This is a genomic window from Pseudanabaena sp. Chao 1811 (genome assembly GCF_027942295.1).
In the GTDB taxonomy this organism is placed as follows: domain Bacteria; phylum Cyanobacteriota; class Cyanobacteriia; order Pseudanabaenales; family Pseudanabaenaceae; genus Pseudanabaena.
The window spans coordinates 1421944-1439053 of sequence record NZ_CP101416.1 but is presented as its reverse complement, the minus strand read 5'-3'; the positions used below and the strand labels follow the sequence as shown (position 1 = coordinate 1439053).

General features: G+C 44.0%; 11 protein-coding genes. 8 read left to right on the top strand and 3 right to left on the bottom strand.

Features of this window, described 5'->3' with window-relative positions; genetic code table 11:
- The first annotated feature begins 105 nt into the window (after positions 1 to 105).
- From NMG48_RS06730 to ppk2, 4 genes are all read left to right on the top strand, one after another.
- On the top strand, positions 106 to 1647 hold the full coding sequence (locus tag NMG48_RS06730) for a polysaccharide biosynthesis/export family protein (protein ID WP_271254527.1): 1542 nt from the start codon (positions 106 to 108) through the stop codon (positions 1645 to 1647).
- 9 nt (positions 1648 to 1656) lie between these two features.
- On the top strand, positions 1657 to 2592 hold the full coding sequence (locus NMG48_RS06725) for a UDP-glucuronic acid decarboxylase family protein (RefSeq protein ID WP_271254526.1): 936 nt from the start codon (positions 1657 to 1659) through the stop codon (positions 2590 to 2592).
- A 133-nt stretch (positions 2593 to 2725) separates the two neighbouring features.
- Positions 2726 to 4072: a UDP-glucose dehydrogenase family protein gene (locus NMG48_RS06720; RefSeq protein ID WP_271254525.1), complete on the top strand. Its 1347-nt coding sequence runs from the start codon at positions 2726 to 2728 to the stop codon at positions 4070 to 4072.
- A gap of 153 nt (positions 4073 to 4225) precedes the next feature.
- Complete coding sequence (gene ppk2 / locus NMG48_RS06715; protein WP_271254524.1) at positions 4226 to 5164, top strand: polyphosphate kinase 2; 939 nt, start codon at positions 4226 to 4228, stop codon at positions 5162 to 5164.
- A gap of 22 nt (positions 5165 to 5186) precedes the next feature.
- Here ppk2 and NMG48_RS06710 read toward each other — a convergent pair whose 3' ends face one another.
- The 3 genes from NMG48_RS06710 to NMG48_RS06700 all read right to left on the bottom strand — a co-directional run bounded on the left by NMG48_RS06710 (position 5187) and on the right by NMG48_RS06700 (position 10095).
- Complete coding sequence (locus NMG48_RS06710) at positions 5187 to 6887, bottom strand: alpha/beta hydrolase (RefSeq protein WP_271254523.1); 1701 nt, start codon at positions 6885 to 6887, stop codon at positions 5187 to 5189.
- A 219-nt stretch (positions 6888 to 7106) separates the two neighbouring features.
- Positions 7107 to 8714: a sensor histidine kinase gene (locus tag NMG48_RS06705; RefSeq protein ID WP_271254522.1), complete on the bottom strand. Its 1608-nt coding sequence runs from the start codon at positions 8712 to 8714 to the stop codon at positions 7107 to 7109.
- Positions 8707 to 10095: a TldD/PmbA family protein gene (locus tag NMG48_RS06700; RefSeq protein WP_271254521.1), complete on the bottom strand. Its 1389-nt coding sequence runs from the start codon at positions 10093 to 10095 to the stop codon at positions 8707 to 8709. Before NMG48_RS06700 ends, NMG48_RS06705 begins: the two co-directional genes overlap by 8 nt.
- 280 nt (positions 10096 to 10375) lie before the next feature.
- Here NMG48_RS06700 and NMG48_RS06695 point away from each other — a divergent pair, with 280 nt between their 5' ends.
- The 4 genes from NMG48_RS06695 to adhE all read left to right on the top strand — a co-directional run bounded on the left by NMG48_RS06695 (position 10376) and on the right by adhE (position 16954).
- Positions 10376 to 10915: a hypothetical protein gene (locus NMG48_RS06695; RefSeq protein WP_271254520.1), complete on the top strand. Its 540-nt coding sequence runs from the start codon at positions 10376 to 10378 to the stop codon at positions 10913 to 10915.
- A gap of 346 nt (positions 10916 to 11261) precedes the next feature.
- Positions 11262 to 13490 carry a formate C-acetyltransferase gene (gene pflB / locus NMG48_RS06690; RefSeq protein ID WP_271254519.1) on the top strand — a complete coding sequence of 743 codons (2229 nt, stop codon included), beginning with the start codon at positions 11262 to 11264 and terminating at the stop codon, positions 13488 to 13490.
- A gap of 50 nt (positions 13491 to 13540) precedes the next feature.
- Complete coding sequence (pflA, locus tag NMG48_RS06685; protein ID WP_271254518.1) at positions 13541 to 14281, top strand: pyruvate formate-lyase-activating protein; 741 nt, start codon at positions 13541 to 13543, stop codon at positions 14279 to 14281.
- Between the two features lie 81 nt (positions 14282 to 14362).
- Positions 14363 to 16954: a bifunctional acetaldehyde-CoA/alcohol dehydrogenase gene (gene adhE, locus NMG48_RS06680; RefSeq protein ID WP_271254517.1), complete on the top strand. Its 2592-nt coding sequence runs from the start codon at positions 14363 to 14365 to the stop codon at positions 16952 to 16954.
- Positions 16955 to 17110 lie beyond the last annotated feature (156 nt).

Sequence of the window (17110 nt, the reverse complement as noted above, 5' to 3'; positions counted from 1 at the left end):
GAACGTACTGATACAATGGCAGCCAAAGATTTTAAAAACCGCCTCCATTATTATGACAGGTATTCAGTTTCTAATGATTAGATGGTTAGGTTAAGGAGTACTTTTATGCGTATAAACAAGTTTGGTAAATTAATTCTATTGGTATTGATTGCCTATTCTCCTCTTCCTAGCTGGGCACAGACCACCACAATTGAAAAAACTGCCCCTGCATCTACAACATCTCCAGATCCTACAAAATCTAACCTAAGACCGTTATCAACAGTTAATCCAGTTAATAATAGTGGTGCGCCTTCCTTAAATGTCAGCGAATCCCAAGATACATTTCGCTACACTCTGGGCGCAGGCGATAATATTAAGATTGAAGTTTTTAATGTGCCAGAGTTATCAGGCAGCCAAACAATCGCCCCCGATGGAACGATTAATATTTCTCTAATTGGAGCAGTTAAATTAGAAGGATTGAGTTTAGAGGAAGCGAATGCCTTACTAAAAGCAAAGCTCAATCCTTTCCTAGTCCGTAACATTGTTAACATCTCCTTGCTGTCTCCCCGTGCGCTCAACATTGCTGTAGTGGGAGAAGTCAACCGTCCAGGCCCAAGATTTTTAAACTACGTTGGTGCTGGAGCCGTCGGTAACAATGTCAATGCAGCAACATTGACTAGAGCGATAGAATCTGCATCAGGAATTACTTCAAGAGCCGACATCAGTAATATTCAAATTTCCCGCCGTGATGGGACGTTAGGTCGTCGTATTATCAAAGTTAATCTCCAAAACCTCCTTGAGAAGGGTGATATCAGCCAAGATATTCGTATTCTTGATGGTGATTCAATCCTTGTCCCCCCATTACCTCTAGCAAGTGCATCTCAGACAAGACTCGTCAGTAACTCCACCTTCTCTCCAGATACCTTTACTATTCAAGTTGCGATCGTGGGAGAAGTTAATCGTGTCGGTACGCAAACCTTAGTATATTCGCGTAATGGCACTTTATCTACAGGGCTAACGGGCGCAACTACTGCCGCAGGAAATGCGTCCAATGGAGGCCCAGTTAACCTCAGCCGTGCATTACAAGCAGCCAATGGCGTGACGGAAATTGCCGATATTCGTAATGTCCAAATTTCTCGTTTGAATGATAAAGGACAGCGCACAATCGTCAAGGCAAATCTATTAGATCTCATTACTAAAGCCGATCTCAGTCAAGATATTACCCTTACCGATGGAGATCTCATTACTGTACCTCGACTCGAAAAAACTAATCCTACCGAATACCTACAAGTAGCTAAAGCGACTTTCTCGCCTACCGTCATTACGGTACAAGTTGTTGGAGAAGCAGTTCGTCCAGGACCGCTGCAACTACGTCCTAATAGTTCTTTTACCGAAGCGATCTCCTTTGCTGGCGGATTAACCAATGATGCAGATTGGCGTGCAGTTGAGCTTTATCGGGTTAATCCTGATGGTTCGATTATGCGTCGCAACCTTGTAGCTGATTTAAATCAACCTTTGAGTGAAGAATTTAATCCTGGACTACGCGATCGCGATGTGATCGTGATCCGTCCATCTTTCGGTTCCAGCATTCTTAGCTCAGCTACTAGGTTTCTTGGTAATATCGTGACTCCTTTCTCACTTATAAACAATCTTTTTAGAAATTTTTAGAATAGAAACATGAAGATATTGGTTACTGGCGGTGCGGGCTTTATTGGGTCACATTTAGTTGATCGTCTGATTGAGGCGGGGAACTCAGTTATATCCCTTGATAATCTCTATACGGGGCGTAAAGTCAATAATGCCCACTGGCTAGAACACCCTAACTTTCAATTCATTGAGCATGATGTTATCAATCCCATTGATATTGAGCAGGTCGATCAGATCTATCATCTTGCCTGTCCAGCTTCACCTGTACATTATCAAGCCGATCCCATTAAAACTGCCCAAACCAATTTTTTGGGAACTTTTAATGTTTTGGAATTAGCTAAGCGATGTAAAGCAAGAGTTCTCCTTGCCTCAACATCGGAAGTGTACGGCGATCCTTTAATTCATCCGCAAACCGAAGACTATTGGGGCAATGTTAATTGCACGGGGATTCGCAGTTGTTATGACGAAGGAAAGCGAATCTCCGAAACTCTGACCTTTGATTACCATCGTCAATTTGGTGTTGAAGTCAGAGTTGCTCGTATTTTCAATACCCACGGAGTCAGAATGTTAGAGAATGATGGACGGGTAGTCAGTAATTTTATTGTGCAAGCCCTTAAGGGAATTCCGCTTACGATCTACGGAGATGGCTCTCAGACCCGTAGTTTCTGCTATGTATCCGATCTCGTTGAAGGATTAATCCGTCTCAATAATGGCAACTACATTGGCCCTGTAAATCTCGGTAATCCTGGGGAGTACACCATTCTACAATTGGCGCAGACAATTCAACGGCTAATTGATCCCACGGCTGAACTGGTATTCAAACCCTTACCTCAAGATGATCCCCAACGTCGTCAGCCTGACATTTCACGCGCTAAGTTCCATTTAGGATGGGAGCCAACCGTTCCATTAGAAGAAGGCTTAGCAAAAACAATCGCCTATTTCCGCGATCACTTATCGGTTAAATAGACGTTGTGAAATGTCAACTAAATCAACTATTCCTAAATCAATAGTTTTTGACAAGTTTTTGGCAGTGCAAAACACTTACAAAACATCACTTTCCAGATTGAGATCATCAAGTTAAATTAGGTAAGAAAAATTCATGCGTGTTTGTGTAATTGGAACTGGTTATGTAGGATTGGTAACAGGTGCTTGTCTTGCCTACATTGGTCATGACGTAGTTTGCGTGGATAATAACGAAGAGAAAGTCAAACTGATGAAATCGGGGCAATCACCGATTCATGAGCCAGGGCTACCTGAAGTGATATCTGAGTCAATTCGTCAGGGCAAAATTGAATTCACAACGGATATTGCCGCAGGGGTTAATCATGGCGAAATTTTGTTCATTGCCGTGGGGACACCTTCACTTCCTGATGGTCGCAGTGATATGCGCTATGTTGAAGCTGTGGCTCGCAGTATTGGCGAAAGTCTCACTGAGGGATATCGGGTCATTGTCAACAAGTCAACTGTACCCATTGGCTCTGGTGACTGGGTTCGGATGATTGTCCTTGATGGGATGGGTGGAAAGAGTAGTAGCGACAAAATCCAGTTTGATGTAGTGAGCAATCCTGAATTTTTGCGAGAAGGTGTAGCGGTTTACGATACCTTTAATCCCGATCGCATTGTGGTTGGTAGTGGTAGCGATCGCGCTCTTCAACTGATGCAGGATCTGTATAAACCAATTATTGATCGTTCCTATGCTGAGGATAAGAGCTTACCCCCAGTACCTGTGGTGGTCACAGATCTAAACTCTGCGGAAATGATTAAATATGCTGCGAATGCTTTTCTGGCTACCAAGATTAGCTTTGTCAATGAGATTGCAAATATTTGCGATCGCGTTGGCGCAGACGTAAAGGAAGTTGCTAAAGGTATTGGACTAGACTCGCGGATTGGCTCCAAATTCCTACAAGCGGGAATTGGCTGGGGTGGTTCTTGCTTTGGCAAGGATGTCTCCGCCTTAATCTATACAGCTGAAGACTATGGCTATTCCACCGAAATCCTGAAGGCATGTGTGCGCGTCAACGAACTTCAGCGTACCCTCGTCGTAGAGAAGCTACAACAGGCTCTGAAAATCCTCAAAGGTAAAACCATTGGTCTATTGGGAATGACCTTTAAGCCTGACACCGATGATATGCGGGATGCCCCTTCACTCACCTTGATCGATCAATTAAGCCGCTTGGGTGCGAGGGTCAAAGCCTATGATCCTCTAGTTTCGCAATCAGGATTACGCCAAGGTTTTTCTAACGTGATTGTGGAAACAGATCTAGAGCGTCTCGCTGATGGTTGTGATGCAGTGGTATTAGTGACAGATTGGCAAGAGTTCTTGACGATTGACTATGCCAAGATGTTAACGCTCATGGCACATCCCGTCATTATTGATGCTCGTAATTTCCTTGACGGCAAGGCTCTCGAAGCTTTGGGCTATAAATACATTGGTATTGGTCGTTAAGTAGCTGGGCGCAATTAAAAATAAAACCAAAAAAGCTATAGCGCACGCGCAGCGTGCGCTATAGCTTTTTTGGTTTTATAAATGGCGGCGCTTAGCGCCGCCATTATTGCCTAGCTGCTATACTAACTGTTGACCAATCAAAAGTGCAAAACCATGTCCAAGCAAGATAAAGATGGTAAGCGCAATAAATCGAATAAAAAAGAGAATCAGGCAAATACAACTATCTCTTTAAGTGGTATTCCTAATAATTTTAAAGAGCAGAATGACCAAGTAGGTGGACAAGAAGATGATCTAATCCAGCTTCCGAAGTTATCAAAAAAGACCTACGAAAAAGAACTTCAGCGTTTACAGATAGAGCTGGTCAAACTGCAAGAATGGATTAAGCAGGAAGGTTTGAAGGTTGTCATTCTGTTTGAAGGTAGAGATGCTGCGGGTAAAGGGGGCGCTATTAAAAGCATTACCCAATCACTTAATCCACGGATTTGTCGAGTTGTGGCGTTGGGTAAGCCTTCCGATCAAGAGCGCACTCAGTGGTATTTTCAGCGCTATACTGCGGAGTTGCCTGCGGCGGGAGAAATGGTACTGTTCGATCGCAGTTGGTATAACCGTGCAGGTGTTGAACATGTTATGGGTTATTGTTCTCATGAGGAATATGTCGAATTTTTGCGCTCCTGTCCTGAGTTTGAGAATATGCTTCAGCGATCGGGAATTATTTTGATTAAGTATTGGTTTTCTGTGAGTGATAATGAGCAGGAAAAGAGATTTAGCGATCGCATTAAAGACCCTCGTAAACGCTGGAAGTTTAGCCCAATGGATTTAGAAGCCAGAGCGCGTTGGGTGGAATATTCCAAAGCGAAGGATGATATGTTTAACGCAACGGATACCAAACTATCGCCTTGGTATGTGATTGATGGTGATGATAAGCGTCGGGCAAGACTCAATTGTATTAATCACTTATTGGCAAAGATTGCCTATGAGGATGTACTACCAAAGCCTTTTGAATTACCTCCATTGCAAAATAAAATGGTATATGTTCGTCCACCAATTTATCTCCAGAACTTCATTCCTGATGTGACAGCACATTTAGAATAATTACTGATGTTATGTGAGAGACTTATTTTGTGATTGCTGCGTCAATTTGCTCCATACTGAGCGATCGCAACAAACTTGCCTGTGCGGATGGGGCAGAAATATTTACAAAGTATTCAGGGGTTAGGTAACTGGCATAGCTTGATTCTTGAACTAGATGGGTTTTAAAGAAAGCAACACTCAATAGTTTTAGGTAATCTTGTGATGCAACGGGATTTGCCCCTGCCAAAGCATTGCTGACTTCAGGACTCAGGCGATCGCCTGAGGTGATGGCGGTAACTGCCGTATGTCCTGCTTTATTAAATAGTACTAAATAGCGATTTTGGGTCGTCAACCATGTAAAGGGGATAATTTGCTCAGAGACAACTGGGGCAAAGGTGTCTCCAGAACTACCGACAATTGCGATCGGGCTGGTAATTTTGCTGAGAGCAGCTTTACCTAAAACATGGCTAGTCACAGGATTAACAGCAATCACTGCGGCGATTCTTGGATCTCCCAACTTATAGGTTTGATTTGGTAGTCCTAGTGCCACGCATTGCAATAACAGCGATGCATTCCATTTATATTTACCTTGACAGACTTCTGCTAGATCCGCAGATTGGATTTGGGCATCACTAACCAAAGCGAGGGCAGCATACCCACCGAAGGAGTGACCAATCATGCCCACATTTTTCCAATTGATATTGGCAACATAGGGATTATCCACTTTAGGCGATTTTTCTAGAAAGTTTAGAACCGCAGTAATATCGTGGGGGCGATCAATAAAGCTTTCTGGTGGTGCAATTTCGCTGGCAGCACCAATGATTAATTTATCTAGTTGCTCAGCGCTACTTGTTGGTGACACCGTTAACACTACCGCAAATCCATAGGATGCTAAATGCTCTGCTAAATAGAGAAGTGGTTCGCGACTAGAACTTAAACCGGGGTAGATGACGATTGCAGGAATGGATGTCTTGAGGTTGGCATTGTTAATTTGGGGAACAAATAGGTAAAATGGAATTTCATATTTACCATTGAGCGCAGGTGCAGTTAGGCTGTATCGCTGCCATTTTGAGCCAGCCGCATTACGTAAATCAGGTAACTGGAGTGGTAATGGGGCTGATGGAGATGGAGTTGGAGTTAATGCTGCCTGTTTGGTTGCCTCGGTATTGACCATCTGCACCACCTTTTGAGTATTTTGTAGCAGATCACTTAATTCCCCAACGGTTTGTAGTCCTGCTTGAATATCAAAGTAGATGTCTGAAGTGGGGAATTTGCGTAGGAAATTGAGCAATGACAGTCCATTCTGTTTATCAACTGTTGCTAAAACCGCAGCAGCACGAATTGCTCGATTTCCCGATAGATTAGGCGCAGTTTTGATAAAATCACCCAAGATATCTAATGCTCTTTCGCCTTGAGAGGTATAGAGAAATCGAGACAGTAAAACTACGGAAATATCTGCCCTCTCTGTCAGAATGCGCCGAAAAGTCGCCATGTCAGATGCGGAAATATAGCGCGATGCCATATCTAATGCTCCACGCAATTCTCCTGTTTTGGAAAAAGTCTCTAGATCGTCTACTGAGACGGAAACCTCAAAAATATTAAAACGGAAATTGACGGTATCGGCAGCTTCGCTAGGCTTAGCATTGATTCCTAAACCAATTGCACTTAGCAAAATCATCAGAGCAGCGGATTTAGAAACCAATCTTGAGGAAAAATTGGCGATCGCATTAGATAAATATTTCATGTTTAGATCAATCTATGGGGCTTTTCTAGAGGCTAACATGAAAATAATCTTGAATTAATTTAAGCAGTGTCAATCTATAGAATTCAGTATTTTCTAGTTCTAAATGTAGTATTCCTAAAAAGGAAAGGATTTATTGAGTTAAGGATAGGCGGCGCTTCGCGCCACCCATCCTTTATATCGCATATATCGCAAAGTGCTTTCTAAACTAGCTCACAGGCTCTATGCCTTTGAATGAAAGATCAGATGAAAACTTGTCCCTGTCTCACAGGATAGATCTAGGCTTGCTCTTAGTTGTTGGGTTAAAATGCGTACTAATCTTAGTCCAAGGGAAGCAGTTGACTTAATATCAATATTGTCAGTCATCCCAATTCCATTATCGCGAATAATCAAATGTAATTTATCTTCATCGACAACTTCATAGAGAGCCACCTCAATTAATCCCTTCATATTGTCCGAAAATGCATGTTTAAAAGCATTGGTTAGTAGCTCATTCACAATTAAACCCACCGAGATTGCGGTGTCAATATTTAATAAGGTGGGACTAAGATCTAATTTGAGTTCGATTTGCGAAGTATTAAAACTAGTGGAGCTATAAAGATTGCTCACTAGACGTTGGAGATATTCACAAAAATCAACCTTGCCTACATCCTGAGACTGATATAACTGCTCATGAATAAGCGACATGGTATGAATGCGCCTTTGACTATCGGAAAGGCATTGCAAGGCTTCAACATCATGGACATACCTTGCTTGCATTGAGAGTAAACTATCAACTACACTTAAGTTATTCTTCACCCGATGATGGACTTCTCTTAATAGAACTTCCTTCTCCGCAAGGGATGACTGTAATCGAGTTTCGACTTCTTTTAATTTGGTAATATCTGAGGCAGCTCCGATCGTTTGTTTAACCGTACCATCAGGATTGCAGAGAAACACGGTTTCTTGACTGTAGAACCATTTCCAATTGCCATGAACATCCTTCATCCGATATTCAAATAGAAATAAGTCCTCAAATTTTTTGGAACGAACGCTAATGTAATGCGCTTTGATCTTCTCTAAATCATCGGGATGGATAACGATATCTAGTAAGGAATCCCCCATTGCTTGAATTTCTAAAGGGGTATATCCAAGAATATGGTGAATGGTCTGATTACAGTAAATATTGCGGCTTTCCTCAATATCGTAAATATAGATAATATTAGGCGTTGTATCCGTAATCCGTTGAATAAACTGTTGGCTTTCCTTGAGGGCTTGTTCTGCTTGCTTGCGCGTTATGGCGATCGCAATGTAAGTGACGATTGTTTGCGTTAATTGGACTTCTTCTTCGTTGAATTGTCGAGGGCTATCAAAATAGGCGAAGATATCTCCCAAATGGCGGTTTTCGTACTCTAGAGGAAATACAGCCCATGCACCAATATTTTCGGCATGGCAGATCGCTTGTAAAATGCGATCACTAGGAAATATGGCGCAGTGCGGAAAAGTTCTTGATTTTAACTCTGAGCGATCGTAGGCACTTTCAAAAAAATCTTCGATCGCTTGTTTGTAGTCTTCACTAATACCAACAGATTCTTGATATTTCAAACTGTAGTTAACATCAGCAGTGATCAGTGCTGCGCGCGAAGTTCTTAGGGCTGGACAGATGCCATTTAAAGCAATTTGATAAATTTCTTGGACTGTCTGGGCTGCGTTCAAAGCGGACACAAAGTCGTACATCAGCCTCAGACGAGTAAGCTGCAAATTTAACCGATCTTCATTCAGTTGTTGATCGGCGATCGTTTGCACCAGTTGTAAATTAACATCCTTGAGTTCTGTGCGGATTCTAGACATTGGATTCACCTCCGACGATCGCATTTCTAATTCTCAAGCTAGGAGACCCGCAACCAACGGCAAGCCCACTCTGTCCGCCTTTGCCACAACCGCCCGACTCATCCCACAAAAAGTCATCGCCGATCGCTTCAATATCCGCTAAGGTCTCAAATACATTCCCTGAAAGGGTAACATCTCTGACTGGTTCGGCAATTTTGCCATCACGAATCATCCAAGCTTCGCCAGCCGTAAAAGTAAACATCTCGCCATTGGTCATGCCCCCTTGCCAGTTCTTGGCATATACGCCAACGGGAATATCATGGAATAAATCAGCTATAGGGGTTTGACCGCGACCAATCCAAGTATTCGTCATGCGAACGATTGGAGGATAATGATAATCTAAGCATCGGGCATTGCCTGTCACTTGTTCACCGAGTTTGCCTGCGGTTTCGCGAGAATGTAGTCTACCTACTAATACCCCATCTTTAATTAATTGGGTTGTAGTTGCAGGTACACCTTCATCGTCATAGAGATAACTGCCACGATGCTCTACGGGTGCAGCACCATCAAAAATTTGGAGATCCTCAGAGCCAAACCTGCGTCCAATGCTCATCGTTTCTAGCATGTCGGGATTTTCATAGAGCATATCTGCTTCTGATAGATGTCCAAAGGCTTCATGGACAAATAATCCTGCCAGAATTGGATCAATTACAACGGTATAACTATTGCCTTGCACATTAGGTAAATCTAGAGCTGTAACTGCGCGTTGTGCCGCCCCAATTACCTGATGATCGAGGTTTAACAAGTCTGTATAGGCTCGCCTTGAGCCAAAAGTTTCTCGACCTGTTTGAACGATCTCTCCATTTCTTGCAGTTGCTGAGCAGCGCATTTCCCAGTCCGCCCATTCTTGCTCGATCATTGTGCCTTCGGAATTGGCAAATATGACTTGCTGCGTACAGTCTCCGTAGCGAACGGCTGTACTTACTACTCGGTCAGAAACCGATCGCAAAATATCGGTGTAGTAACTACATAAATTCTTCTTCGCCATCAGATCGATGCGATTAGGATTGTCTTTAATTAGTGATACTTGCGCCTGTACGGGGACAACTTCAGCCAGTACTGTTTCCTCGTTGCCTACCCACTTTGCCGCAGTGAGTGCTTCTTGAAGTTTATGCTCTAAATTGCCAAGGTCATTAAAACTTGCAAATCCCCAGCCGCCTTTGTGACAAGCCCTTACCTGTCCGCCGATGGAAATACCTGTACTCAGGGTTTCGACTTTACCACTGCGTAAAAAGATATCCGCACCCTGCGATCGCTCTAAGCGAATCGCAAAAAAATCTACTTGAGATTTGTACTTGTGTACTAAGTCTGAAAGTTGATCCTTAACTTGCCATATATCCATATCCAAAGCTCACAAGAACAGGTGGGGAATGTATCTCATCTGCGATTATGACACAAAAATATCGTTTTTGTGTACTGGGAGCATAAATTCATAGCTATATTTCTATAAAAATCAAATATATATTTCTATTGATTGTGTCCTCACAGTAAACACAAGAAAGTTGCAGCCAAACTTTCTGCTGATCGCTATTTCAAAACTGGAAAACTAGATTCTGTCTATATTTAGGGAACATTTGGGTGGGGAAAACGACTAAAATAGAAGTTAAGGAGGTGATGCAATTATGCTGCGTACCAATAATCTCCTCAAAGATATGGCGATCGCTTTGTTAGTGATGTCCTCAAGCTTGTTCGTAAGTTCCTCAATTAATTCGCAAAACCAACCACAACAGGCGATCGCTGCTTTAGGTAATGGCAGTTATCAATTTTGTAGTAAGCCCAAACCTCAAAAGCTCGATGGTGCGGGTGTCTGTTTTAACTTCACGAAAATAGGCGATCGCGTGGATGGATATTATGGCTATCCGCATAGTGATGACTTGATCTGTCTAAGGGGGAAAGTGCTTGGCAATACAGTTGCGGGGGAAGCCCTAGCAGTTTCTTGGGCTGGTAGAGAATGGACTAATATTCCTAAAACTGAATTTAAATGGGATGAAGAAGGTCATTTAGACCTCAATCATTACAAAATTATTCGTAGTTCTAAGGGCAATGATAGAGGCGATCGCAATGAATGGATTTTATTCCAACAAGCTACATTAGACATTGCAGGATTCTATCGATATTCACAACCTTTAATGACTTCCCCATCCCAACTTTGTCAATGGTAACAAAAGCTAATGTGTCGCACACTACGCAGACGGTACATTGGTGGTCTGTTGATTATTCTCAATAAGAGATTCACTTCGCAATACTATCTTTCTATTGTCAATAATCACTTCCTTCCGTAGAAGAGACAATTAGCTAAAACTAGAAGCGTGAGCCGCCCGCATAGCCGACGGCTCACGTAAAATCGGCTTTTTCGAGTCTGCATCCCCTGATTGGATTAGATTTTGCGAGTTAACTTTTGTAATAAGATTACTGCTATTTTCTTGAGGGATTAATGGATAAACCTATAATAGAACTGAAAGATAAAGACACTCTTATCTTTCAGACACAACATTGGAGGTTAAAGCAATGTATGTAGAATGGCAGGGCTTTACGGAAGGCAGTTGGACAAAAGAGATTAACGTTAGAGATTTTATCCAAAAGAATTACACACCTTACGAAGGAACTGCTGAGTTTCTGGTTGCACCAACTACTAGAACCCAGCAGCTTTGGAGTGAAGTGCTAGAACTGATGAAACTAGAACGCCAAAAGGGGATTTTGGATGTTGATACGAAGGTTCCTGCTGGGATCACTGCCCATGATGCAGGATATATTAATCGTGAACTAGAACAAATTGTCGGCTTACAGACAGATAAGCCCCTCAAACGCGCCATCATGCCCTATGGCGGTATCCGTGTGGTGAAAGCGGGACTGGAAGCCTATGGTTATCAACTTGATCCTGCCACAGAAGAAGTCTTTACTAAATATCGCAAAACCCATAATGATGGCGTATTTGATGCCTATACCACGGAAATGCGGAAGGCAAGGAAATCGGGGATCATTACAGGCTTGCCCGATGCCTATGGACGGGGAAGGATTATTGGCGATTATCGTCGGGTAGCGCTCTATGGTGTCGATCGCCTCATCGATGACAAGAAGACCCAAAAGGAATCCCTTGATGTCGATGTCATGGACGAAGAAACCATTCGTCTAAGGGAAGAACTATCGGAACAAATTCGCGCATTGTTTGAACTCAAGGAAATGGCAGCGAAGTACGGCTTTGATATTGGTCGTCCTGCTATGACCGCCAAAGAAGCGGTGCAATGGCTCTATTTTGGCTACCTAGGGGCAGTCAAGGAACAAAATGGGGCTGCGATGTCCCTCGGTCGGGTTTCGACGTTTTTAGACATATATTTCGAGCGTGATTTGCAGAATGGCGCGATCGCGGAAACAGAATTGCAAGAATTAATCGATCATTTCGTAATGAAGTTACGCATGGTACGCTTCTTGCGTACCCCTGACTACAATGATCTATTCTCAGGTGATCCCACATGGGTGACAGAAGCGATCGGCGGTATGAGTGCCGATGGTCGGACTTTAGTTACCAAGAATAGTTTCCGATTCCTGCATACGTTGGTCAATCTGGGCGCAGCTCCAGAGCCTAACTTGACGGTTTTATGGTCAGAACATTTACCCGAAAACTTCAAACAGTTCTGCGCGAAGGTATCCAGCGATACCAGTTCCATTCAGTACGAAAATGATGACCTGATGCGTCCAACCTATGGCGATGACTATGCGATCGCCTGTTGTGTGTCAGTCATGCGAATTGGTAAGCAGATGCAGTTCTTCGGTGCGAGGGTCAATCTTGCCAAGACGCTACTCTATGCGATCAATGGTGGTAAGGATGAGAAGTCTGGGGAGCAAGTTGCGCCCAACTTCGCACCAATTACCAGTGCATATCTTGACTATCAAGAAGTCAATGATCGCTTGCAACAAATGATGGCATGGTTGGCGAAGGCATACATCAATACGCTGAATGTCATTCACTATATGCATGACAAGTATTGCTACGAGCGCATCGAAATGGCACTGCACGATCGCGATGTCTATCGAACGATGGCTTGTGGTATTGCTGGTCTATCGGTCGTCACCGACTCGCTCTCGGCGATTAAATATGCCAAGGTGAAGGTAATTCGCAACGAGCAAGGCTTGGCGGTAGATTACGAAACGGTCGGCGAATATCCCAAGTATGGCAATAACGATGATCGCGTCGATAATATCGCTGTTGACCTCGTGGCAAGGTTCATGAATGAGATCCGCAAACATCCTGCCTATCGCCATGCCGTACCTACGCAATCGGTACTCACGATTACTTCTAACGTGGTCTATGGTAAGAAAACGGGTAACACTCCCGATGGACGCAGGGCTGGCGAACCCTTTGCCCCCGGTGCAAATCCGATGCATGGGCGCGATTGTTGCGGCGCGATCGCCTCGCTCTCATCGGTTGCCAAATTGCCCTACAGCGATTGTCAGGACGGTATCTCGAATACCTTCTCGATTATGCCAAGTGCCTTGGGTAGACAGGAAAGCGATCGCACGAATAACCTCGTTGGTTTGCTCGATGGCTATTTCCACGATGGCGGTCATCACATTAACGTGAATGCCCTCGATCGCAGTACCTTAATGGATGCGATGGAACATCCCGAAAACTATCCCCAGTTGACAATTCGGGTTTCGGGCTATGCCGTGAACTTCATTAAGCTCACCCGTGAACAGCAAATGGATGTGATTAAACGCACATTCCATGAACGAGTATAGTTTTAAAAAAGTGCCGCTTGCGGCACTTTTTTAAACAAATAGGAGATTCTATGTCTGGAATTGGACGCATTCATTCGATTGAAACTTTTGGTACGGTAGACGGACCGGGGATCAGATTTATTGTATTTACTCAGGGCTGTCCCCTCCGTTGTCTCTATTGTCATAACCCAGACTGTCGCAATGCCCATGATGGGAAAGAAGTTACCGTTGACTATCTGATCGATGAGATCAAAAAATGTAAATCCTTCATTCGCAAAGGTGGCGTAACCGTCAGTGGTGGTGAACCTCTGATGCAGCCAGAATTTACCAGAGAAATCTTTAAGCGTTGTCATGAACTCGGCTTACACACAGCCCTTGATACATCGGGTTATTGTGCATTAGAAGTGGCGCAACCCGTTCTCGCCGAAACCGATTTGGTGTTACTGGATATTAAATCCTATATTCCCGAACTCTATTACCAAGTTACCAGTGTTTCCATCGAGCCAACCCTAGCCATGGCAAGATATCTCAGCGAGATCAAGAAACCTGTTTGGATTCGGTTCGTTTTAGTACCACATCTCACCGATAACATTGCTAATGTTAATCAACTTGCCGATTTTATCGTCACCTTAACTAATGTCGAAAGATTGGAAGTTTTACCATTTCACAAAATGGGGGAATACAAATGGGAGCAATTAGGCCTGCCCTATTCCCTCAAAGATACGCCACCAGCACCACCCGAACTAGTACAGCAAACGGTTGATATCTTCCGCGATCGCGGGATCAATGCCCTTGGGGCGGTAGGGATTTAACAATTACGAATTACAAATTACGAATGTTAATTCGTAATTTGTAATTCGTAATTCATAATTTGAATTGAGGAGTATTCACAGATGAAAGTTACGAATGTAGAAGAATTGGAATTGTTGATTCAGAGGGTAAAGATTGCCCAAGCGGAATTTGCTGATTTTACGCAGGAACAGGTCGATCGCATTTTCAAACAGGCAGCATTAGCCGCCAACGCAGCGCGGATTCCCCTTGCTAAGGCAGCAGTGAAGGAATCGGGTATGGGTGTCATTGAAGACAAAGCGATTAAGAATCACTTTGCTTCGGAAATGATTTACAACAAGTATAAGAATGATAAAACCTGCGGTGTCATCGAGTCGGACAAGCATTTTGGTTATGAACGTATCGCTGAACCTGTGGGAATTTTAGCGGGGATCGTCCCTGTGACTAATCCCACTTCGACCACGATTTTCAAGTCCTTGATTGCGCTGAAAACCCGTAATGGGATCATCTTCTCGCCCCATCCCCATGCGAAGGAATGTACGATCGCGGCGGCAAAAATTGTCCTTGAGGCAGCGATCGCGGCGGGCGCACCTCCCGATATTATCGGCTGGATTGATGAACCAACCGTGCCATTGTCGCAGGCGTTAATGCAGCACCATGATATCAAGTTGATTTTGGCAACGGGAGGTCCGGGTATGGTCAAGGCTGCCTATTCTTCGGGACATCCTTCTATCGGTGTGGGTGCGGGTAATACACCTGCCATCATTGATGAAACCGCCCATATTCAAATGGCAGTCAGTTCAATTATTCTGAGCAAAACCTTTGATAACGGCACGATTTGCGCTTCTGAACAGTCGGTTGTTGTCGTCGATGCTATTTATGACGCAGTTAGAGAAGAATTTATTAAGCGTGGTGCTTATTTTCTCAATGAGCAAGAACGCGATCAAGTTCGTCAGGTCATTCTCACCGAGGGGCGTTTGAATGCTGCGATCGTTGGTCAGTCGGTTGCGGCGATCGCCCAAATCGCAGGATTTGAAATCCCTGACAACACAAGGGTTTTAATTGGAGAAGTCGAGGCAATCAATAAAAATGAACCCTTTGCCTATGAGAAGCTATCGCCAATCCTTGCCATGTATCACGCTAAGGACTTCCATGATGCGGTTGATAAGGCAGAAGCATTAGTTCTGTTTGGTGGACATGGACATACTTCGGTGCTGTATACGGCTCCCAATAATCAAGAACATATTCGCTATTTCGAGCATAAACTAGAAACTTCGCGGGTACTGATCAATACGCCATCCTCTCAAGGTGCGATCGGGGATCTCTATAACTTCCGCCTCGATCCTTCGCTGACCCTTGGTTGCGGTAGTTGGGGTGGTAACTCTGTCTCGGCAAACGTCACACCCCATCATCTGCTCAATGTCAAAACCGCTGCCGAGCGTCGCGAGAATATGCTCTGGTTTCGCATTCCCCCAAAAATTTATTTCAAATCTGGTTGCTTGCCTGTTGCTCTGCGCGATCTCAAGGATCGCAAACGTGCTCTCATTGTCACCGATCGCCCTTTGTTTGAATTGGGCTTAACCAAAGAAGTGACCGACAGTTTAGAAGAAATTGGCATCGCCCACTATACCTTCTACGATGTCGAACCCGATCCTTCCCTCTCCACAGTCAATAAGGGCTTAGCTATTTGCAAGAGCTTCAATCCTGATGTGATTATTGCCTTTGGTGGAGGTTCTCCGATGGATGCCGCCAAAGTGATGTGGTTGATGTACGAACATCCAGAGATTGAGTTTGAAGGCTTAGCCATGCGCTTCATGGACATTCGCAAGCGCGTTTACGAATTGCCACCCTTGGGCGTAAAAGCAATTATGGTCTCGATTCCTACCACATCGGGAACTGGCTCGGAAGTAACTCCCTTTGCGGTTGTCACCGATGAGAAAACAGGGATCAAGTATCCTCTCGCTGACTATGCGCTGACACCCAATATGGCGATCGTCGATCCCTCGCTGACTCTGAATATTCCTAAACGCCTTACCGCTTATGGTGGTATCGATGCCCTCACCCATGCCCTTGAAGCCTATGTGTCTGTCCTCGCTTCGGAATATACCAATGGCTTAGCTCTTGAAGCAATTCGCTTATTGTTCAAATATTTGCCTAGTGCTTACAAAAATGGCGCTAACGATCCCAAGGCAAGGGAAAAAGTGCATTACGCGGCAACGATCGCAGGGCTTGCCTTTGCTAATGCTTTCTTAGGAGTCTGCCACTCGATCGCGCACCAGTTAGGCGGTACTTGTCACATTCCCCACGGTTTAGCCAACGCTCTGATGATTTCCCATGTGATTCGCTACAATGCTACCGATGTGCCCTTCAAGCAAGCGATCTTCTCGCAAAATAAATATCCCAATAGCAAGTGGCGCTATGCAAGGATTGCCGACTATCTCAATCTAGGCGGTGAGACGGAAGAGGAAAAAGTGGTAAATCTGATCGCAGCAGTGGAGGATCTCAAGCGACAAGTGGATATTCCTGCCACGATTAAAGATACATTGATTGAGCAAGGTATCGGTGAAGAGTTCTTTATGTCTCATGTCGAAGACATGGCAGATCGAGCTTTTGATGATCAATGCACGGGTGCAAATCCTCGTTATCCCTTGATTGCTGATCTCAAGCAATTGATGGTACAGGCATATTACGGCTAAAGATAACAGGCGGCGCAATGCGCCGCCGATCAGCCAGCAAGTCAAATAGCTTACAATTGAGATAGATACATTTCAACAATGCTTCTTCAAAAAATCAAGAATTAACTTCAGTAGGGTTTTGCATCATTTAGGTTTTCGTAGATATAGCTGTTTTCA